This window comes from Arthrobacter ulcerisalmonis (assembly GCF_900609065.1).
GTDB lineage: Bacteria > Actinomycetota > Actinomycetes > Actinomycetales > Micrococcaceae > Arthrobacter > Arthrobacter ulcerisalmonis.
In genome coordinates, this window is record NZ_UXAU01000019.1 from 96,181 (window position 1) to 116,104 (window position 19,924).

Below are 19,924 nucleotides of genomic sequence, written 5' to 3' on the forward strand. Positions count from 1 at the left end.
GGAGGACCACACCATGGGCCGGATGACGCAACGCCGCAAGGTGCACAGATACGTCCTGGACGGGTCGCCGGCTGCCCGCGAATTCCCTGTCCGGCACAAGGAAGACGTGCTGGCTGTGGAGGAACCGCTGGAAATCCGCCTTGGGACGCTGAGCCATTCAGTCACCATGCGCACTCCCGGGGACGATTTCGACCTGGTGGCTGGCTTTCTGGTCTCCGAGGGCACCATTTGGCAGCCGGAGCAGTTGGTCTCCCTGCGGTTCTGCGCCGGTGAGGATGAGAACGGCGTGCAGACCTTCAATGTGGTCGAGGCACAGTTGCGCCCCGACGTGGTAGTCCCGGATACCGCCCGGCGCTCCTATACGTCCAGCGCCTGCGGGATCTGCGGGACGGACTCGGTAGACCAGGTCGCAAAGACCGGGCACTACAGTCCCGCCCAGGATCCCGTCCGCCTCGATGCGGGCGTCCTGGCGGCCCTGCCCGACCTGCTCCGGGCGGACCAGCGCATCTTCGACGAGACGGGCGGCGTGCATGCGGCAGGCCTCTTCCAGGTGAGCGACGACGGCGGGGTGCGGCTCTTGTGCGTCCGGGAGGATGTGGGACGGCATAACGCCGTGGACAAGGTGGTGGGGTGGGCGCTGCGGGAAGGCCTGTTGCCCCTGCGGGGCACAGTGCTGCAGGTTTCCGGCCGGGCGTCCTTCGAGTTGGTGCAGAAGGCAGCCCTCGCCGGCATTCCGATCCTCTCGGCTGTCAGCGCGCCGTCGTCCCTGGCGGTGGAGCTCGCCGAGGCCAGCGGGTTGACCCTGGCGGGTTTCAGCCGCCGGACTAGCCTTAACGTCTACGCTGGCGACCGCCGAATCATCCACCCGCTGCCTGCCTGATCGGCGCCGCCCGCCCACGGGCGAGGGGTTGGCCCGCCGGCTACCAGCCGGTAGATTTATCCATCGACTGGAATCATTGACTCGCACAACCGCTAAGAGGGCATACTTTGCACGACGATCGACGGCTCACTGAAGCCCGGCTCGAAAGGTTCGTGCGCGAGCGCATCACGCCAGCCATCTACGGGCGTAGCATCCCGCTGCTGCTCAGCAGTTGGACCGTTCCCGACGAGCCAGTCCCCGCTAGCGAGGCCATCCACCAGCGGTTCGGTCCCCAGGAACACGCTGCCCGCTGGGGAAAGCCGTGGGGCACCACGTGGTTCCGCCTGCAGGGCGACGTCCCAGCCGGCTGGGGGAGTGCAGACACCGCTGTGGAACTCATCGTGGACCTGGGCTTCAGTACCGTCACGCCTGGTTTCCAATGCGAGGGCATCGCCTGGCGTCCAGATGGGACCCTCATCAAGGCCATCTCGCCGCGGAACCAGTACGTACCACTGGAACTTCTGGGCGGCGGCTCGTCTGTCGACATCTATGTTGAAGCGGCCGCCAACCCTGATGTGGCGCAGGGCTGGACGTTTGCGGCTACGCCCTACGGTGACACGTCGACGGCGGGTTCCGAGCCGCAGTACCGGCTTGGAACCATAGCAATTGCCGAGCGCCACCTGACCGTGTGGGAACTCCAGCAGGACATTTGGACCCTGTCAGGGCTGATGGCGCAGCTGCCCGTGGACCTGCCCCGGCGCCATGAGATCCTCCGGGCTTTCGAGCGCATGCTCGACGTGATGGATCCCGATGACGTTGCCGGTACCGCTGCCGCCGGCCGTGCAGAGATCGCCGGTGTGATGGCCAGGCCAGCGTATGGGTCCGCGCATCAGCTGGTGGCGACCGGGCACGCCCACATCGACTCGGCTTGGCTGTGGCCGGTCCGGGAAACCATCAGAAAGTGCGCCAGGACTTTCGCCAATGTGCTGGCCCTCATGGACGCCAACCCGGACTTTGTCTTTTCGTGTTCATCTGCCCAGCAGTTGGCGTGGATGAAAGAGTCTTACCCGGAGCTTTTCCTCCGCATCCAAGCGAAAGCTGCCGCCGGCCAGTTTGTACCCGTGGGTGGGATGTGGGTGGAATCCGATACCAACATGCCAGGCGGAGAGGCCATGGCCCGGCAGTTCATGGAGGGCAAGTCCTTCTTCTTGGCCGAGTTCGGCATCGATTGCCAGGAGGCGTGGCTACCCGATTCGTTCGGCTACTCGGCCGCCTTGCCCCAAATCGTGAAATCAGCCGGCAGCAGATGGTTCCTGACGCAAAAAATCTCCTGGAACCAAACCAACAAGATGCCGCACCACACCTTCAACTGGGAAGGAATCGACGGCACCCGGCTCTTGACCCACTTTCCGCCGGTGGACACCTACAATTCCGAGCTCAGCGGCGCAGAATTGGCACACGCTGAGCGGAACTATCGCGATCATGGCCGCGGCACTGTCTCGCTCGTTCCGTTTGGCTACGGCGACGGCGGGGGCGGACCCACGCGCGAGATGCTCGCGGCCGCTGCCCGCACCGCCGATCTGGAGGGCTCTCCGAAGGTCCGGCTGGGTTCAGCGGAATCGTTCTTTCGGCAGGCCGAAGACGACTACCCTGATCTTCCCGTTTGGGTTGGCGAGATGTACCTCGAATTGCATCGCGGTACCTACACCAGCCAGGCGCGGACCAAGAAGGGCAACCGCCGCAGCGAGCACCTGCTCCGGGAAGCTGAACTGTGGTGCAGTACAGCAGCGGTGCGCGTCGGGTTCGACTACCCTGCCGAGGAGCTCAAGCGGCTGTGGCGGCTGGTGCTCCTGCAGCAGTTCCACGACATTTTGCCGGGTAGTTCGATCGCCTGGGTCCACCAGGACGCGGAACGGAATTACCAGGCCATTGCGGCGGCCCTCGAGGCGCTGATCGGCCAGGCAACCCGGGCGTTGGTGGGCGAAGGCGATCGGACGTTCCTGCTCAATGCTGCTCCGCATGCGCGCGACGGCGTGCCGGCCCTCGGTGTGGACGAGCCACTCGCTGCGCCGACACGAGTCACTGTCACCGCCCAGAACGGCGGGCACGTGCTGGATAACGGGATCATCCGGGCCCAGTTGAACGACCAGGGCTTGCTGGTATCGCTCCAGGATTACGCCAGTGGCCGTGAGGCCATCGCCCCCGACCAGGTCGGTAACCTGTTGGAGCTGCACCGGGACACTCCGAATGCCTGGGACGCGTGGGACGTTGACGAGTTTTACCGGCGCAATGTCACTCCGGTGACGGGTGTGGACCGGATCTGGGTGGACGCCACCGATGCCGAGGCCACCGTGGTGGTGGAACGAAACGTTGGCGCCTCCGCTATCACGCAGCGTGTGACGTTGGCCGCCGGGAGCCCATCATTAGCCATCACCACCACCATTGACTGGCAGGAGCGCGAGAAGCTCCTCAAACTGGGGTTCGGCCTGGACCTCCGCGCGGACAGGTCAGCGGCCGAAACCCAATTTGGCCACGTCTTCCGGCCCACTCACACCAACACCTCATGGGAAACTGCCAAGTTTGAAATCTGTGCCCACCGCTGGATCCACGTTGCGGAGCCCGGTTATGGCGTAGCTGTGAGCAATTCGTCCACCTACGGCCATGATGTGACCCGCACTGTTCGGAATTCCGACGGCGGCACTACCACTACCGTTCGGCTCTCCTTGGTGCGCGGACCCAAATTCCCGGACCCGGAGGCAGACCGCGGGAGCCACGAATTCAAGCTCACCATCAGGCCCGGCGCGGGTATCGCCGAGGCCGTGCAAGAAGGGTATCGGACCAACCTGGCGCCACGCCTGACCCGGGGCGCAACCCCGGTACAGCCACTCTTCTCCGTGTCTAACCCGGCGGTGGTCATAGAGGCCGTCAAATGTGCCGAAGACGGCTCCGGCGATGTGGTGGTCCGGCTTTACGAATCGATGGGACAGCGTTCAGAAGCGACCATCACGGCGCACTTTCCAACCACGGGAGTAGGCTCAGTGGATTTGCTGGAACGGCCCACAGAAGCTGCGGGAGTATCGGCAGGTCAAGCGGGAGCGGCCCTGATGCTGCGGCCATTCCAGCTGATCACTCTGCGGTTCAGCAGGAAACCAGAAGTGCGGAAGATGCCTTAAACAGGCTGAGTGGGGGCGGTCATCATTGACCGCCACCACTCATCCCCCCAATGTGCGTAAAGGCCCCCCGAGGCGGGACGCATCAAAGAATTATCCCCGTTCAGAAACGCATCGCGCCCCAACCTTCACACATTCATGATTGTGTCACACACTAATGATTTTGTGAAAGCGGAATGGTTACTTTTCAGTATATTTCGCCAGCCGCCTGGCAGAGCGCGCGCTCAGTACCTTCGCGGTCCAGATCAGGACCAGTCCTACCACGAAGCACAGGATGGCTGTGTAGTTCATGATGAACCGCAGCGGCCCCAGCTCGTCAGGAAACATGGGAAAGAACAAGGTGCCGATCGCGACAATTGAACCCAACCCGAAGAAGCCTGCCGCTACCCTGACCATCATCGGGAGGTGCCTGTTGGCGGCAGCGCGCGCCAGTACGGGCAGGAGGGCCAGCGCGACGAACGCAGGGTAGGCGCGCCCCGCAGCGCCGTAATACTCCACCAACGCATAGTGCCAGGCGTCCCGCCCGGAAACCGAAACCAGGCCAGCGGACGATCCGGTGGAATCCATCACGGCGAAGATGGCGATGACAGCCAGTGAAGTAACTGCCAAAGCTACCTTGCCCACCGGGCCCGTCAGGGTTCTGTAGGCCCGGTCGTCACCAAACCCGCGGGTGGTGCGTACCCCCACAAAGAAAAGCGCTGCGAAGATGACGAAGCGCAACACCAGGTTGGCCAGGTTGAATCCACCCAGGACCTGATCGATGGCCACATAAGGAGCCTCGATGCTCAGCAGGATCGCCAAGGTCATTAGGCCGAAGATGCAGAACAGGGACCGATTCTCACCCCGGAGTGCGCTGGGAACCCTGGCAACGGCGGCCAACCCACAAGCGGCCAGTGTTACCCACTGAAGTACGGCTATCATCCCAGGTTCTCCCAAATTTTTTCTTGCTGATTGTGCTCGTGCTCCTGTCGCCGCAGGACTTTTTCAAGTGCCTGCAGGCGTTCACTGGCCAGGGCAGTGAGATCACTGGCAGAAAGTTCGTCGACGGCCGCCTGCCGGGCGCCCGGGGGCCAGCCAGCCTCCGACTCGGTAATCAGGCCGGTGGCAACCAGTCCACCCACGGGACCCACGCCAGCAGCGTGGGCGGTCGCCAGCGCCAATTCCGGGGTCAGTCGGTTGGCGGTCAGCTGCGCCGAGTAGTTCTGCGGGGCGATCCCGGTGGCGGCCGAGACGCGGTGCCGGACCTCGCCGTCGTCGATGGCATCTACCCAGTTCTTCACCGAGGTGGGATGTGGCGGCGGGCTGGGGATGTGTCGGAGCGGGCTGCGGACCTGAGTTGCGTCAATCGCCGGCCGGGCCAGGACTGCGCGCAGGATGTCCGGCGTGGACACCTGGCTGACCAATTCGGAGCGGGTGGGAGGCGGCAGTGGTCCGCCGAGTTCCCTGAACGGCTCGAAAGCAGCCAAAGCCGTCAGCGGGTTGATGCTGTACGCGCGGCTGATGCTGACCACAGTGCCTTCGGCGACCTTCCCGCGAACCAGTTGCTGCGCCAGCGTGGTGCGCTTGATCCCGGACACCCGGCAGACATCGGCAGTGCTGACGCCGGGGGCAATGCCGTGCAACCAGCGCTGAAACGCTTTGGCAGGTAAGGGCATAGGGATCTTTCAGGAGTGGAAGGTACCTCTCAATTTTACCCTGCTCCGCTCCCTCGATTTTACCTGCGGACCGAAGTCGAGTAGGGTTGATGGTCGAGCCCGCTGGTCCGTACACCCCCCAAGTCCGGACCAGCGGGTTCTTTCATGCCTGCGGCCTGAACCCCCTCGAATTTCGCGCCAGCGCTGGCCACGGCGGGTGTCGGAAGCGGTGCCGTGCACCTGCTGGAAGGACTGACCCATGACTGCAACCCTGGTTGCCAAGGACGTTGCAGGCGGTCACGGCCACCGCCAGCTTTTTGCCAATCTCTCACTGACCGTCGCCCCGGGCGATGTTGTTGGCGTGGTGGGTGCCAATGGTGCCGGCAAGTCCACGCTGCTTCGGCTCCTGGCCGGCGTGGACCAGCCACAGGAAGGCACCGTGAGTCTGGCCCCAGCCGACGCGTTCGTTGGCTGGTTGCCGCAGGAGCACGAACGCGTGGCAGGTGAGACAGTGGCCGGTTACATCACCCGCCGCACCGGTTGCGCGCAGGCCACCGCAGAAATGGAGTCGACCGCAGAAGCGCTTGGCGTTGGAGCCCCCGGCGCTGACGATGAGTACGCCCGCGCCTTTGACCGGTGGATGGCATCAGGCGCTGCAGACCTCGACGACCGGATCCCGGCGGTGTTGGCCGAGTTGGGCCTGACCGCCGATGCCGACGCAGCCATGACGGGACTTTCGGGCGGGCAGGCGGCCCGCGTGGCCCTGGCAGCCTTACTGTTGAGCCGCTTCGATGTGGTGCTGCTGGACGAGCCCACCAACGACCTCGACCTTGCAGGCCTGGCCACCTTGGAAGCCTTCGTCAAAGGGCTGCGAGGCGGAGTGGTCCTGGTCAGCCACGACCGGGAATTCCTGGCTCGCTGCGTCACCACGGTGGTGGAGTTGGACCTGGCCCAAAACGCTGTAGCGGTCTACGACGGCGGCTATGACGCCTTCCTCGAAGAACGCGCCGTGGCCAAGCGGCACGCGCGGGAAAAGTACGACGAATTTGCGGCCACCAAAGCGGACTTGGTGTCCCGGGCGCGGACGCAACGGGAGTGGAGCTCTCAAGGCGTGCGCAACGCCATGAAGAAGAGCCCTGACAACGACAAGATCCGCCGCGCGGCCAGCACAGAGTCCTCCGAAAAGCAGGCGCAGAAAGTGCGCCAGATGGAATCTCGAATCAACCGGCTGGACGTGGTGGAGGAGCCGCGGAAGGAATGGCAGCTGCAGTTTTCGATCGGCAAGGCGCCGCGCTCCAGTGCTGTGGTGGCCACCCTGCGTAACGCGGTCATCACCCAGGGCGCTTTCACGCTGGGACCAGTTAACCTGCAGCTGAACGCAGGCGAGCGCATCGGCATCACCGGCCCCAACGGTGCCGGAAAGTCCTCGCTCCTTCGCCTGCTGTTGGGAACCACCCCGCCGGACTCAGGCGACGCCAGCATGGGCGCCTCCGTAGCCGTGGGCGAAATCGACCAGGTGCGAGGCCTGCTGGCCGGGCACCTTACCCTCGCTGCCGCCGTCGAACGCGTCCTGGTAGACCTCACCCCGGCCGAAGTCAGAACCTTGCTCGCCAAGTTTGGGCTCAAGGCCGACCACACCTCCCGGCCGGTGGACTCCCTGTCGCCGGGCGAACGGACGCGGGCAGCGTTGGCGCTCCTGCAGGCGCGCGGCGTGAACCTGTTGGTCCTCGACGAACCGACCAACCACTTGGACCTCCCAGCCATCGAGCAGCTGGAAGAGGCGCTCGAAAGCTACGACGGCGCCCTGCTGCTGGTGACCCACGATCGCAGGCTGCTGGAGAACGTCCGGTTGGATGTACGTTGGGATATGGACAATGGCGTCGTCACGGAGCAACACATCACGCATGGCCGCTAGGCATCACGGCTGGTTGGACCAATGGGGGATCATCGATAATCTAGGCGCGGAGCAATCACCATGAGCATGGAACGGGTAGCCTGGGGCTCCCTCTATAACATCACCCGGGCAGAAAGCGGTTCAAAACCGTTCTCGAAAGTGACCCTGAAGCGCGTGGTGGCCTTCGCCCGGCCCTACCGCAACAAGCTGATTGCCTTCGTCCTGCTGTCCGTCGCCATGGCATTCCTGGCGGTGGCAACGCCAGTTCTGGCCGGTCAGGTAGTGGACGCCATCGTGGCCAAGTCCGGCTTCGAGCTGATACTTCAACTTGCGCTGCTGATCGCCGTAGTGGCTGTAGCGGAGGCTGGGCTGGGCCTGGTGACCCGCTGGCTGTCGTCCCTGATCGGTGAAGGCGTGATCGTTGACCTGCGCACCCAGGTCTTCGACCATGTGCAGAAAATGCCGATCGCCTTCTTCACCCGCACCCGGACCGGCGCGTTGGTGAGCCGGTTGAACAACGATGTCATCGGTGCCCAGTCGGCTTTTGCCGGCACCCTCTCCGGGGTGGTCAGCAACGTGGTGGCGCTGATCCTGACCCTGATTGTCATGCTGGGCACGTCCTGGCAGGTCACAGTGTTGGCCATGATCCTGTTGCCAGTGTTCCTGGTCCCGGCCCGGCGGATGGGCTCCCGGCTCGCCGACCTGCGCCGTGAAGCCGCCGAGCACAACGCAGCCATGGGTACGCAAATGCCAGAGCGCTTCTCGGCGCCCGGCGCCACCCTGGTCAAGCTCTTTGGCCGGCCCGCCGATGAATCGCGGGAGTTCGCGCTCCGCGCCGGCCGCGTGCGCGATATCGGCGTCCGTACCGCCATGCTGCAGTTCACGTTCGTGACTGCCTTGACGCTGGTCTCTGCACTCGCCCTGGCGCTTGTCTATGGCATGGGTGGCTGGTTGGCCATTGGTGGACAGCTCGCCCCCGGCGACGTGGTGGTCCTGGCATTGCTGCTGACCAGGCTCTATGTCCCGCTGACGTCCCTGTCCAACGCTCGCGTGGAGATCATGAGCGCCCTGGTCAGCTTCGAGCGGGTCTTCGAAATCCTGGACCTCAAGCCGTTGATCCAGCAGAAACCGGAGGCTGTAGCGGTGCCCACCGGACCCGTTGCCGTGGAGTTCGACGCCGTCCGTTTCGGCTACCCCGCCGCGGACAAGGTCTCGCTCGCCTCCCTCGAAGACGTTGCCACCCTTGATACCCGTGGCGGCGAGGAAGTCCTGCACGGCATCAGCTTCCGGGTGGAACCGGGCCAAACGGTGGCCCTGGTGGGTTCCTCAGGAGCTGGCAAGTCAACCATCGCGCAGCTGCTGACCCGCTTGTATGACGTTGAATCAGGTGCCGTCCGCCTCGGTGGTACAACCGCAGGAACGGGCACCGATCTGCGCGACCTGACCTTCGATTCACTGCGTGACACGATTGGCATGGTCACCCAGGACGGCCACCTCTTCCATGAAAGCATCGCCTCAAACCTGCGGCTGGCACGGCCGGACGCCAGCGAAGCAGACATGTGGGAGGCCATCCGGCAGGCCCGGTTGGAGACGATGATCCGGTCTCTTCCCGATGGCCTGGACACCGTGGTGGGGGAGCGCGGCTACCGATTGTCCGGAGGCGAACGCCAACGGCTCACCATTGCCAGGTTGCTCCTCGCCCAGCCGCGCGTGGTGATCCTCGACGAGGCCACGGCCGCGCTGGACTCCACCAATGAGGCCGCCGTCCAGGCCGCGCTGGGCGCTGCGCTGGAAGGCAGGACAGCGGTGGTCATTGCCCACCGGCTCTCCACCATCCGGGCTGCAGACGCCATCCTGGTGGTGGAGGACGGCAGGATCGTGGAACGCGGCACGCACACCGACCTCCTGGTTGCCGATGGGCGCTACGCAGAGCTGTACCGGACCCAGTTTGCGGAGGCGACCGTCGTGGCGCAGGACGCGCTGCCGGAAGCCTAGGCAGCTGCCAGGTACTGCGGCCGGGGCACTGGCACGGCAGGAGTCTGTCAGCCTGGCACTGGCTTAGCCGCCCGGCTGTTTGGTCAGCGGCTGTTCCGTCCGCGGCCGGTCCGTCAGCGCGTCGGCACGGGTCAGCAGGGCTGGCAGGACATGTCTGGTCAGTAACGGCGCCAGATCAGTGGGCCAAGGGGCGTTGAGGTCCAGCCAACGAATTTCGACGATCTCCGCAGCGGGAGCAGCTGTCCACGCGCCAGGAGCCCGGAAGACTGTTGCTTCAATGTCCGTAGCCGCCTCATTGGCGGCGTCCGCGATCCACACGCCCAGGGTGATGAGCTCCTGCGGGCTGATGCTGATGCCCACTTCTTCGGCCAGTTCCCGCGCCGCGGCATGGACGGCAGATTCGCCCGGTTCGGGTTTGCCGCCCGGCTGCATGAACATGCTGGTACCACGTTTCCGAACAGTCAACAGCCGGCCGTCAGCATCGAAAACACAGACAGCGGAGACGATAATCCGAGCCCTCACGCTGGGCCGGCCGAAGTTCCAGGGACTTTGCGGGTGTCAGGCTCACGTACGCCCGCTGGGGAACCTTGGAGTTGCAGCCTGGAGGTGAGGAGGTAGTCCTTCTGTGGACCTTGCACGTCCCAGGTATACCCAAAGCTGAATGTATCGCCATAGGTATACGCCACACGGTATGTGTCTGGATCGCACCAGTGCTGATCCGCCGCTGCGTTGGCGCTGAAGGACATCTGGTGGAAAGGGCGGCCGTCAGCGAAGAACACTGCCAGCGCATCGCTCCGTTGGGTGCTGCGAAGGAGGTAGGCCCGCGTGGCCGGACCCGAAAAGGTGGGCCAGCGGACGGTTCCTTCTTCGCGGAGTTCCAGGCCGCCGTCGTGCGTGGGCAGGAACCGGACCACGCCCGTGAAAGTTCCGTTGATCCTTGCCGTGCGGTCCAGGAGGTTGCGCTGCACGGCCCACGTGCTGGGCGTCGACGCACCAGCTAAAAGGTAGGCCCGGAGATCGAAGTCTTCGGCGTGATGGTTCAAGTGCCCTCGATTGGAATCGAACCAACGACACCGGCTTTAGGAGAGCCGTGCTCTATCCACTGAGCTACGAGGGCGGGCAATCCGGTCGAATCGGCAAGCCGGTCCGGCCGGACACGGATACCAGCATACAAGGTGTGGAGCCGTACTACGCTCAAAGCATGAGTGCAGCCCCGATGGCCGGCCCCGCGTCGGCACGCGTTCCAGATACCACCTCTCTCCGCCACTACGTGGGTGCGTGGGCTGTGCTCAGCGTGCTGCAGTATTTCGCGGCGGAGGCAATCGTGATCGCTGGCTGGGGTGGTCCGCGACCGTACAGCGTCCGGACCGGATACATCAGCGACCTTGGGGCGCTGTCCTGCGGGATCTATGCCGGCAGGGACGTGTGTTCGCCGCTTAACTGGCTGATGAACATCTCGTTCGTGGCGCAGGGGCTGGGGATGATGCTCGGTGCGGCGTTGCTGACCTCGGCACTCCTCTGTGTGGCTGCGAGGCCTGACTGTCCCGTGGAACTGGGTCGCCGCCTGCCGTGGGTGGGAGCGTTCGTGGTCCGCGTTCTCACGGCTCTCGCTGGCACCGGCACCGTGGTAGTGGGGCTGGTACCGGAAGATGTGGGCTCACCGTGGCATTTCATTGGCGCCGTCACGTACTTCCTGGCTGGCGCTGGTGCGTTGCTGGTACTGGGAATCCTCTGGCTGGGAAAAGCGCGGATGGCGTGGTTCCTGCTGGCCTGCGCCGTGGTGTCCCTCGCAGCTTTGGTGACCGGCGGCCTGACCGGGATGGACGTGCCGGAGCCCGGAACCCTGGAGCGGTTGATGGGGTATCCGGTGACCGTGGGCATGGCGGCAGCGGGCCTGGAAATTGCCCGTCAGGTGCGGCAACAGCGAAAGCTCCGCGCCGCCGTCGTGGGTTGAGCGGCCCTAACCGGCGGTAGCTGCGGACTTTCGTGACCGACGACGGCGGCCGCCCACCACAACGGCTGCACCACCGGCGAGCAGGCTGAGCACCAACAAAACCCAACCCGCAACAGTCAGGACGGACGCCAAGGCCACCTGATCGCCGCTCGGCGCCGCGTTCGCCAACACCGAATCGATGGTCACGTTGGCCCAAAGCCGGACCACCACGAACAGGAGTGGCAGCGCCCACAAAGCCCAACGAAGTGACTTCTTCGCCACGTTGGTGCCGATCAGGAGCAGCCAGGTGAAACCGAAAATCAGCGGGAAGAGGGTCCCGGCGGTTTTGTGGACAAAGTTCAGTTGACCCCGGGCGTCATCGTCCATGATGGTGCGGAGTTGGGCGATGTGGTTGGCATCGAAGCCGCCGAACATTGAGTCCGGGATGGCCAAGCCGTCGGTCAGTTGGCGGAGCTGGTCAAGGGTCAACAGATGGACGTACCAGAAGAGGAACAGGCTGGCCACCACACCCGCGATCAGGATGGTGTTGGTGTTGCTTTGGGCCTTTTGTGGGGTCCTGGCAGTGCTCGGATTGATGACCGCAGGAAGCTGATGCTGCGGCACCTCCGCCTTGGAGCCGTGCTTCTTGATTCGCTGCGCAGGAGTTTTGGACATGAGCCCATTATCCAGCCCCATAAACTGAAGTCATGACCACCGGCAGGTACAGCGCAGTTGAACTCGACCCCACCTTGGATGACTACCAGTTGGCGGCGGCCCTGGTGCGGGAGGCTGGCAACCTGGCGCTCCTCATGCGGATGGGCGGCTTGAACGCACAGCAGAAGACGTCCGTGTCCGATGTGGTGACCGCCGCAGATCACGCCGCCGAAGCGTACGTCCTTGCCCAGCTGCAGCGTTGCAGGCCGGAGGATGGGATCCTCGGCGAGGAAGGGGCGTCCGTGCAGGGCAGCAGCGGCCGTACCTGGGTCATCGATCCTGTGGACGGCACATACAACTTCCTGCACGGATCCACCTACTGGTGCTCGGCGATCGCGCTGAAGGACAGCAACGACGTCGTGCTGGGGGCGATTTTCCAGCCTGAGGAGGACAAGTTGTGGCTTGGCGGCAAGGACCAGGCGGCAACCCTTAACGGCGATGTGCTGGACACTTTCCACGGTGATCGCAACAACACCACCGTTGCCGAGCTGGGTGCAGCTACCTACATCCACCCCACCTGGCTGATGGACCCCATGTGCGCCATGCCCTGGCACGCGGCAGCAACGTCGGCGGCGGCGCTGCGGATGTTGGGGTCAGGCTCGTGTGACCTGGGCAGAGTGGCAGATGGCCAGCTGGGTAGCTGGTTCCAGCACAGCTGCCCGGAGTGGGACTGGCTGCCCGGGAAGGCGATTGTCACGGCCGCTGGCGGCGCTGCGGACACCGTCCGCGTCAACGGCCTGGACTGGTTCATCGCGGGCGGGACGACGGCGGTCAACGACCTCCGCGCGGCCCTCCGGTCCGGCTCCGTCGCCTGAGGCTCCGCCCGAATTTGGGTGCCACGCCGCCACCTCTGCGGCGCGTTTTCCACAGGCTGGAAGTCCTTGTCGGTCCCACCAACTAGACTTGGAGGCACGATGGATATGTTGTTTGACCCCTATGCCGATGGACCGTTCAAGGCCAGCCCCGCCGCTTCCGCCCGCACCAAAGCAGGCCCGGATGCGGTGTCCCTGATGGTGGCTGGCGGCCTCAGCGGCGGCGGGAGCGGGGCGCCTGGCACTGCCAATGGCCGGCTGGGTGGCGCTGACCCTCGTGGCAGCGGGCAGCAGGGCGATGGGCAGTCTGGCGCCGAACAGCACCACGGCAGGCACGGCCTGGATCCCGCAAAACTGGTGGCCGGGCTAAACCCGCAGCAAGAAGAAGCGGTCAAGCACGCCGGCAGTGCACTGCTGATCGTGGCCGGTGCAGGCTCGGGCAAAACCCGGGTCCTGAGTAACCGGATCGCCTACCTGATCGCTACGGGTCGAGCCCACCACGGTGAGATCCTTGCCATCACCTTCACCAACAAGGCCGCCGCGGAGATGCGTGAACGCATCGAGGCCCTGGTGGGTGGCCGCGCAAAGATCATGTGGATTTCAACGTTCCACTCCTCCTGTGTGCGGATTCTCCGGCAGGAAGCCGCAAACGTTGGGCTCAAATCCAACTTCTCGATCTACGACTCTGCGGACTCCCTGCGCCTGGTGACGCAGGTATCCAAGGCCCATGATCTCGACCCGAAGAAGTTTGCGCCCAAGGCCATCCAGCACAAGATTTCGGCGTTGAAGAACGAACTGATTGATGCCGATTCCTACTCCTCTGACGCTAACCACAACGATCCGTTCGAACGGGCCGTCGCAGAGGTCTACACCGGTTACACGCAGCGGCTGCGCCAGGCCAACGCCATGGACTTCGATGATTTGATCGCCGAAACGGTGTTCATGTTCCGGGCCTTCCCGGCACTCGCCGACTCGTACCGCCGTCGTTTCCGGCATGTCCTGGTGGACGAATACCAGGACACCAACCACGCCCAGTACGCCCTGGTCCGGGAAATTGTGGGGGAGGGGCCCGGAGCCTCTGAACTCACCGTGGTAGGGGACTCCGACCAGTCCATCTACGCTTTCCGCGGCGCGGACATCCGGAACATCGTCGAGTTCGAGAAGGACTACCCGCAGGCGCGGACCATCAAGCTCGAACAAAACTATCGGTCAACGCAGAACATCCTGACCGCCGCCAACTCGGTGATTTCGCGCAACCCCAACCGGCCGGACAAGAAACTCTGGACCGCTGAGGGCGAGGGCCACAAGATCATTGGCTACGTCGGCGAAAACGAACACGACGAAGCCCAATTCATCGCCAAGGAAATCGACCGGCTGCAGGACGAGGACAACCTGCGCCCCGGCGACGTCGCCATCTTCTATCGGACCAACGCCCAATCCCGCTCCATCGAGGATGTCTTGGTCCGCGTGGGCCTGCCCTACAAGGTGGTGGGTGGCACGCGATTCTATGAGCGCAAGGAAATCAAGGACGCCTTGGCCTACCTGCGGGTGCTGGTCAACCCGGACGACGACGTCAATCTCCGCCGGGTGCTCAACGAACCAAAGCGGGGCATCGGCGACCGCGCGGAAGGTGCCGTGGCTGCCCTCGCCAGCCGCGAACGCACGTCCTTCATGGCCGCGGCCCGTCGCGCCGAGCACGCGCCGGCCATGGCCACCCGATCCGTTAACGCCGTCCTGGGATTCGTCAAGCTCCTGGATGACCTGGCGGAGGTGGCAGCAGGATCAGGTGCTGCGGCTGCACTTGAGGCGGTCCTGGAACAGACCGGCTACCTTGCCGGCCTGCGGTCCAGTACCGACCCCCAAGACGAATCCCGGGTAGAGAACCTCGCCGAACTCGTCGCAGTGGTCCGGGAGTACGAGCAGGAAAACCCTGAAGGATCGTTGGGAGCGTTCCTGGAGCAGGTGTCGTTGGTGGCTGATGCCGACCAGATTCCCGATGCCCCCGGCGCAGACATTGACGCCGCCGTCGCGGAAGCCAAACGCCTGGGCGTGGTCACACTCATGACCCTCCACACGGCCAAGGGCCTGGAGTTCCCGGTGGTTTTTCTGACTGGCATGGAGCATGGGCTTTTCCCGCACCAGCGCTCAGCCACGGACCCGAAGGAACTCGCTGAGGAACGCCGGCTCGCGTACGTGGGACTCACCCGCGCCCGGCAACGGCTGTACGTGACCCGGTCAGAGGTTCGGAGTATGTGGGGCCAGAGCCAGTACAACCCGCCCAGTCAGTTCCTTGAAGAAATTCCTGCCGACCTTGTTGACTGGAAGCGTGAGGGCTCGGCTCGGCAGTCCTGGGCGGGCGGCGGTTCCATCGGCTCGGGGCGTTACAGCGGTTCTTTTTGGGGCGCTGGCTCGGCGCGGGGACCGGCCGCCGACTCTTCCGCCGGTTTCAATGCCGACGTTCCGGCGTTCATTGCCAAGAATAGGGTGCAGCCGCAGAAGGAAGTCCTCGCGGTCAGTGTGGGCGACAAGGTCAACCACACCAGTTTCGGAAACGGCACGGTCCTCGCCCTGGAGGGCGCGGGAGACAAGATGGTGGCCAAAGTGACGTTCGCCGTCGGCGAGAAGAGGTTGCTGCTTCGCTACGCTCCGCTCACCAAGTTGGACGCTTGATTCCGGTGCGTGCTGCCGGTGCAGTCTTCGTTGCGGCCTGGCTGTTGGCCGCCGTCACCGCTTGTTCGGTCACGACGCCGGACGCAGGCTACGTGCCACCGGCGCCGCTTCCGCCCATGGAACAGTTGGCCCAGGCGCCGTTGGTGGATCCGGAGTCCTTTGCCGGCGGCACGGACGTCTTGTCGTTCAGCACTGAGGACCGCACCATCGTGTGCTCGCTGACCTCGGCACGTGGTGAGCACGTGAAGTTGGCCTACGAGCAGAACAATTACGACGATTCCGCCAACAACAAGCTCGCCGTGGTGCCCGTGGCCCACTGCGAGCTCGCCCGGTATCCGAAGCCGGCGGCGGCCGATGCCACCAACGATTGTGCGGGCACGGGACTTGGCTACCTCGGCGGAGTTGCCCTCCTGACACCGACAGCAGCCACGTACGGTGAGTGCAGGTCAGGTGTGACGCAGATGGAAGCCACCTACGGCCCCGGCGGTTCGAAGGCTGGCCCGCTGACCCAGTTGCCGGTTTTGGCTGAGGGCGCAAACCTTGAGCGGAACGGGCTGCGCTGCTCGGCCTACAACGGCGGGGTGGCATGCGGAAACGTCTCCGCCGGCGTCGGATTCTTCATTGCTGCCGATCGTTACGAACTGATCCAGGCACCTGCCCCAAGCCCGTCCGCAACGCCGTCGAAACCGTAGAAAATCCGCGTCATTCCGGGGTTTTTCTACACTGCATAGAATAGTGTCGTTTGTCACATAAGGGCTAGTCTGGGAAGGGCTGTCCGCTCAAAGGGCTAGAGTTCCCCATGGAGCATTACGCCGTGTGGCTTGTTTCGAGACAGGTCGCAGGTGGGTGCAGAACCGCAGCCAGGCAGTGTTAGAAGATGCTGCCCGGTTGGACAGAAACTACTTCGACGTAGAAGGACACTAAACCGTGGACCTGTTTGAATACCAGGCGCGCGACACGTTCGAGGCGCACGGAGTACCCGTGCTCGCCGGCATCGTGGCGTACACCCCAGAAGAAGCAAAGGCAGCTGCCGAGAAAATCGGCGGCGTAACTGTCGTTAAAGCACAGGTCAAGGTTGGCGGCCGTGGCAAGGCTGGCGGCGTCAAGGTCGCAAAAACTGCCGACGAGGCGTTTGAACACGCCACCAACATCCTGGGCATGGACATCAAGGGTCACACCGTCAACAAGGTGATGATTGCCCAGGGTGCCGATATCGCCGAGGAATTCTACTTCTCGGTCCTGCTGGACCGAGCCAACCGCAACTACCTGGCCATGTGCTCGGTGGAGGGCGGCATGGAGATCGAGCAGCTCGCCGTCGAACGCCCTGACGCGTTGGCCAAGGTTGCCATCGATCCCGCCGTGGGCATCGACCAGGCCAAGGCCGACGAGATCGTCGCGGCCGCTGGCTTCGCTGAGGAACTGCGCGGCAAAGTCGCCGCTGTAATCCTCAAGCTGTGGGACGTCTTCAAGAAGGAAGATGCCACCCTCGTTGAGGTCAACCCGCTGGTCCGCACCGGCGCAGGCGACATCGTGGCACTGGACGGCAAGGTCTCGCTGGACGAGAACGCCGACTTCCGGCACCCGAAGCACGCTGCCCTGGAAGACGCTGACGCAGCTGACCCGCTCGAGGCCAAGGCCAAGGCGCAGGACCTGAACTACGTCAAGCTGGACGGCGAAGTCGGCATCATCGGTAACGGTGCAGGCCTGGTCATGTCCACGCTGGACGTTGTTGCGTACGCCGGTGAAAACCACGGCAACGTCAAGCCCGCCAACTTCCTGGACATTGGCGGTGGAGCCTCTGCAGAGGTCATGGCCGCTGGTCTTGACGTCATTTTGGGTGACGAGCAGGTCAAGTCCGTGTTCGTGAACGTCTTCGGCGGCATCACTGCCTGTGACGCTGTTGCCAAGGGCATCGTTGGAGCACTCGCCGAACTCGGCTCCGCGGCCAACAAGCCGCTGGTCGTTCGCCTCGATGGCAACAACGTCGAAGAAGGCCGCCGCATCCTCAACGAGGCCAACCACCCGCTGGTGACCCTGGCCGCCACCATGGACGAGGGCGCCGACAAGGCCGCCGAGCTCGCCAACGCAGCGAAGTAAGGGACGCGACATGTCTATCTACCTCAACAAGGACTCCAAGGTCATCGTCCAGGGCATCACCGGCGGCGAAGGCACCAAGCACACCGCGCTGATGCTCAAGGCTGGCACCAACGTTGTGGGTGGCGTTAACGCCCGCAAGGCTGGCACCACCGTGGTCAACGGCGATAACGAAATCACCGTCTTTGGCACCGTCAAGGAAGCCATTGCTGAAACCGGCGCCGACGTCTCCATCGTGTTCGTCCCGCCGGCCTTCACCAAGGACGCTGTCGTGGAAGCCATCGAAGCCGGTATCGGCCTCGTCGTGGTCATCACCGAGGGCGTGCCGGTTCAGGACTCCGCTGAGTTCTGGGCTTTGGCCCAGTCCAAGGTCGACTCCGAAGGCAACCAGGTCACCCGCATTATCGGCCCGAACTGCCCCGGCATCATCACCCCCGGCGAGGCTCTGGTGGGCATCACGCCGGCCAACATCACCGGCAAGGGCCCCATCGGCTTGGTCTCCAAGTCCGGTACCTTGACCTACCAGATGATGTACGAGCTGCGCGACCTCGGCTTCTCCACCGCGATCGGCATTGGTGGCGACCCCGTCATCGGTACCACCCACATCGACGCCCTGGCTGCGTTCGAGGCGGACCCGGAAACCAAGGCAATCGTGATGATCGGTGAAATCGGTGGCGACGCTGAAGAGCGTGCCGCTGACTACATCAAGGCCCACGTCACCAAGCCGGTGGTCGGTTACGTTGCCGGCTTCACCGCACCTGAGGGCAAGACCATGGGCCACGCTGGCGCCATCGTCTCCGGCTCGGCTGGCACCGCCCAGGCGAAGCAGGAAGCCCTTGAAGCTGCAGGCGTCAAGGTCGGCAAAACGCCGTCCGAGACCGCCAAGCTGCTGCGCGAAGTGTACGCAGCGCTCTAAAGCTACGCACAAAGCGGGGCCCTTTTCCTGCACCTGCCGGTGCTGGAAAGGGCCCCGCTTTCGTTTAATCTCTGCTCTGGACACCCGAACCCAAGAGTTCCTCGAGCCGTTCGTAGCCCTCGGTTATGCCACCTTCCATCCCTGACTGCAGCATGCTGTCGCGGGCTTCCTGGCTGGGGTACACCGAGTGCCCCTTGAGTCGGGTTCGGCCATTGCCCAGGTCCTCGAACGTCATGAATTCGAGGCTGACCACATCGGGGTAGCCGCCGAATTCGAAGGTCTGAAGGGCGAACTCGTTCTCGCGGACGGTGTGGAAGACGCCGCTGAATTCGTAGGGAACACCGTCGGGGCCGGTGTGCAGGTAGCTGTAGCTGCCACCGCTGCGAAAGTCGTAGTGGCCCATCTGCATTGTCATCCCGCGGGGCCCCAACCACTGGACCACCAGGTCCGGGTCCTTGTGGGCGCGGAAGACGTCGGCTACCGGGAAATCGAACTCGCGCTCGGTGTCGATGAAAGGGATGCCCTCGGGCGCGGTGATCTTCAGTTCGTTGGACATGATCATTCCTCTTGCTGGGTGCCGGTCAGTCCGGCGTTGGCGGAAAGTACTGCCTCGAGGCTGCGGAACTGGCCCTCTCGGACCAACCGGTACTGGTCGATCCAGGCGGTGAGTGCCTCCAGCTGTACGGGGTTCAGGTGGACGGGCCTGCGTTGGGCGTCCCGGGTACGGGTCACCAGCTGTGCCTGCTCTAGGACCTGGATGTGTTTCGAAACGGCCTGCTTGGAGATGTCGAACGGCTCTGCGAGTTCGTTGACGGTCGCTGGGCCGCGGCTCAGCCGGGCGATGATGCTCCGTCGGATGGGATCGGCCAAGGCCATAAAGGCCAGGTCCAGCGCCCCGTCGTTGGAGGCCATCTCGAACCGCTTTCTAATCAACTACTTTATTTATCAACCTATTGGTTGATTACGAAGATACGCCTGTCCGTCTTGAATGACAAGGGAAATTATCGTCCGCGGTGTCTCCGCCCCGGCCCCGGGCCGTGGAGATGCTCCGGGACGGTGCCCAACTCACCGAGACCGAGTTGCGGAAGTATCTTGAAGGGAAGTTGGCGCGCTACAAGATCCCCAAGTCCGTGCTGTTCATGGACGAAATGCCGCGCAATGCCAGCGGCAAGATCAAGAAGGCGGATCTCCGGAAGCAGAGCACTACCCAGCTGTGACGGTCGCCGTCGGCTC

At 64.0% G+C, this 19,924-nt stretch carries 17 protein-coding genes, 1 tRNA gene and 1 pseudogene; 11 read left to right on the forward strand and 8 right to left on the reverse strand.

What is annotated here, in order from left to right; all coding sequences use genetic code 11:
- Positions 1-13 precede the first annotated feature (13 nt).
- A complete protein-coding gene (fdhD, locus tag PSET11_RS06105) occupies positions 14-880 on the forward strand; it encodes a formate dehydrogenase accessory sulfurtransferase FdhD (protein WP_124091219.1) in 867 nt (288 codons plus the stop codon).
- Between the two features lie 107 nt (positions 881-987).
- The gene (locus PSET11_RS06110; protein WP_124091220.1) at positions 988-4,032 is read left to right on the forward strand and encodes an alpha-mannosidase; all 3,045 of its coding nucleotides are present in this window, start codon (positions 988-990) and stop codon (positions 4,030-4,032) included.
- Between the two features lie 177 nt (positions 4,033-4,209).
- On the opposite strand, the gene PSET11_RS06115 is transcribed toward PSET11_RS06110, so the two are convergent.
- Positions 4,210-4,950: a hypothetical protein gene (locus tag PSET11_RS06115; RefSeq protein ID WP_124091221.1), complete on the reverse strand. Its 741-nt coding sequence runs from the start codon at positions 4,948-4,950 to the stop codon at positions 4,210-4,212.
- Positions 4,947-5,684, reverse strand: coding sequence for a hypothetical protein (locus PSET11_RS06120; protein ID WP_124091222.1), 738 nt, complete (start codon positions 5,682-5,684; stop codon positions 4,947-4,949). Before PSET11_RS06120 ends, PSET11_RS06115 begins: the two co-directional genes overlap by 4 nt.
- Before the next feature lie 238 nt (positions 5,685-5,922).
- Between PSET11_RS06120 and PSET11_RS06125 the strand changes: the two genes are divergently transcribed.
- A complete protein-coding gene (locus tag PSET11_RS06125) occupies positions 5,923-7,578 on the forward strand; it encodes an ABC-F family ATP-binding cassette domain-containing protein (protein ID WP_124091223.1) in 1,656 nt (551 codons plus the stop codon).
- A gap of 60 nt (positions 7,579-7,638) precedes the next feature.
- Positions 7,639-9,552: an ABC transporter ATP-binding protein gene (locus PSET11_RS06130; protein ID WP_124091224.1), complete on the forward strand. Its 1,914-nt coding sequence runs from the start codon at positions 7,639-7,641 to the stop codon at positions 9,550-9,552.
- Positions 9,553-9,615: 63 nt separating this feature from the next.
- Here the strand turns inward: PSET11_RS06130 and PSET11_RS06135 are convergent, their stop codons facing one another.
- From PSET11_RS06135 to PSET11_RS06145, 3 genes are all read right to left on the reverse strand, one after another.
- Complete coding sequence (locus PSET11_RS06135; RefSeq protein WP_124091225.1) at positions 9,616-10,074, reverse strand: NUDIX hydrolase; 459 nt, start codon at positions 10,072-10,074, stop codon at positions 9,616-9,618.
- Positions 10,071-10,595, reverse strand: coding sequence for a DUF6314 family protein (locus tag PSET11_RS06140; RefSeq protein WP_124091226.1), 525 nt, complete (start codon positions 10,593-10,595; stop codon positions 10,071-10,073). The genes PSET11_RS06135 and PSET11_RS06140 overlap by 4 nt, the downstream gene beginning before the upstream one ends.
- Position 10,596: 1 nt before the next feature.
- A tRNA-Arg gene (locus PSET11_RS06145) sits at positions 10,597-10,669 on the reverse strand.
- A gap of 84 nt (positions 10,670-10,753) precedes the next feature.
- Between PSET11_RS06145 and PSET11_RS06150 the strand changes: the two genes are divergently transcribed.
- Positions 10,754-11,506: a DUF998 domain-containing protein gene (locus tag PSET11_RS06150; RefSeq protein WP_124091227.1), complete on the forward strand. Its 753-nt coding sequence runs from the start codon at positions 10,754-10,756 to the stop codon at positions 11,504-11,506.
- A gap of 6 nt (positions 11,507-11,512) precedes the next feature.
- Here the strand turns inward: PSET11_RS06150 and PSET11_RS06155 are convergent, their stop codons facing one another.
- Positions 11,513-12,160, reverse strand: a complete 648-nt coding sequence (locus tag PSET11_RS06155) for a hypothetical protein (RefSeq protein WP_124091228.1) — start codon at positions 12,158-12,160, stop codon at positions 11,513-11,515.
- A gap of 32 nt (positions 12,161-12,192) precedes the next feature.
- On the opposite strand from PSET11_RS06155, the gene PSET11_RS06160 reads away from it, so the two are divergent.
- From PSET11_RS06160 to sucD, 5 genes are all read left to right on the forward strand, one after another.
- Entirely contained in the window at positions 12,193-13,014 is an 822-nt protein-coding gene (locus PSET11_RS06160; RefSeq protein WP_124091229.1) for an inositol monophosphatase family protein, read from the forward strand.
- A gap of 99 nt (positions 13,015-13,113) precedes the next feature.
- Entirely contained in the window at positions 13,114-15,681 is a 2,568-nt protein-coding gene (pcrA, locus tag PSET11_RS06165) for a DNA helicase PcrA (RefSeq protein ID WP_124091230.1), read from the forward strand.
- Positions 15,678-16,373 carry a hypothetical protein gene (locus PSET11_RS06170; protein ID WP_377947401.1) on the forward strand — a complete coding sequence of 232 codons (696 nt, stop codon included), beginning with the start codon at positions 15,678-15,680 and terminating at the stop codon, positions 16,371-16,373. Before pcrA ends, PSET11_RS06170 begins: the two co-directional genes overlap by 4 nt.
- Before the next feature lie 235 nt (positions 16,374-16,608).
- The gene (gene sucC / locus PSET11_RS06175) at positions 16,609-17,778 is read left to right on the forward strand and encodes an ADP-forming succinate--CoA ligase subunit beta (RefSeq protein WP_124091231.1); all 1,170 of its coding nucleotides are present in this window, start codon (positions 16,609-16,611) and stop codon (positions 17,776-17,778) included.
- A gap of 10 nt (positions 17,779-17,788) precedes the next feature.
- On the forward strand, positions 17,789-18,691 hold the full coding sequence (gene sucD / locus PSET11_RS06180) for a succinate--CoA ligase subunit alpha (protein WP_124091232.1): 903 nt from the start codon (positions 17,789-17,791) through the stop codon (positions 18,689-18,691).
- A 64-nt stretch (positions 18,692-18,755) separates the two neighbouring features.
- On the opposite strand, the gene PSET11_RS06185 is transcribed toward sucD, so the two are convergent.
- Positions 18,756-19,247: an SRPBCC family protein gene (locus tag PSET11_RS06185; RefSeq protein ID WP_124091233.1), complete on the reverse strand. Its 492-nt coding sequence runs from the start codon at positions 19,245-19,247 to the stop codon at positions 18,756-18,758.
- 2 nt (positions 19,248-19,249) lie between these two features.
- Complete coding sequence (locus tag PSET11_RS06190) at positions 19,250-19,603, reverse strand: ArsR/SmtB family transcription factor (protein ID WP_124091234.1); 354 nt, start codon at positions 19,601-19,603, stop codon at positions 19,250-19,252.
- A gap of 116 nt (positions 19,604-19,719) precedes the next feature.
- Between PSET11_RS06190 and PSET11_RS06195 the strand changes: the two are divergent.
- A pseudogene (locus PSET11_RS06195) lies at positions 19,720-19,908 on the forward strand (AMP-binding enzyme); the annotation flags it as partial.
- Positions 19,909-19,924: the final 16 nt, after the last annotated feature.

Excerpts from the sequence above, each read along its gene's own strand:
- fdhD (WP_124091219.1), top strand. The coding sequence starts at position 14 with ATGGGCCGGATGACGCAACGCCGCAAGGTGCACAGATACGTCCTGGAC.
- PSET11_RS06115 (WP_124091221.1), bottom strand. The coding sequence starts at position 4,950 with ATGATAGCCGTACTTCAGTGGGTAACACTGGCCGCTTGTGGGTTGGCC.
- PSET11_RS06120 (WP_124091222.1), bottom strand. The coding sequence starts at position 5,684 with ATGCCCTTACCTGCCAAAGCGTTTCAGCGCTGGTTGCACGGCATTGCC.
- PSET11_RS06125 (WP_124091223.1), top strand. The coding sequence starts at position 5,923 with ATGACTGCAACCCTGGTTGCCAAGGACGTTGCAGGCGGTCACGGCCAC.
- PSET11_RS06130 (WP_124091224.1), top strand. The coding sequence starts at position 7,639 with ATGAGCATGGAACGGGTAGCCTGGGGCTCCCTCTATAACATCACCCGG.
- PSET11_RS06150 (WP_124091227.1), top strand. The coding sequence starts at position 10,754 with ATGAGTGCAGCCCCGATGGCCGGCCCCGCGTCGGCACGCGTTCCAGAT.
- PSET11_RS06155 (WP_124091228.1), bottom strand. The coding sequence starts at position 12,160 with ATGTCCAAAACTCCTGCGCAGCGAATCAAGAAGCACGGCTCCAAGGCG.
- PSET11_RS06160 (WP_124091229.1), top strand. The coding sequence starts at position 12,193 with ATGACCACCGGCAGGTACAGCGCAGTTGAACTCGACCCCACCTTGGAT.
- pcrA (WP_124091230.1), top strand. The coding sequence starts at position 13,114 with ATGGATATGTTGTTTGACCCCTATGCCGATGGACCGTTCAAGGCCAGC.
- sucD (WP_124091232.1), top strand. The coding sequence starts at position 17,789 with ATGTCTATCTACCTCAACAAGGACTCCAAGGTCATCGTCCAGGGCATC.
- PSET11_RS06185 (WP_124091233.1), bottom strand. The coding sequence starts at position 19,247 with ATGTCCAACGAACTGAAGATCACCGCGCCCGAGGGCATCCCTTTCATC.
- PSET11_RS06190 (WP_124091234.1), bottom strand. The coding sequence starts at position 19,603 with ATGGCCTCCAACGACGGGGCGCTGGACCTGGCCTTTATGGCCTTGGCC.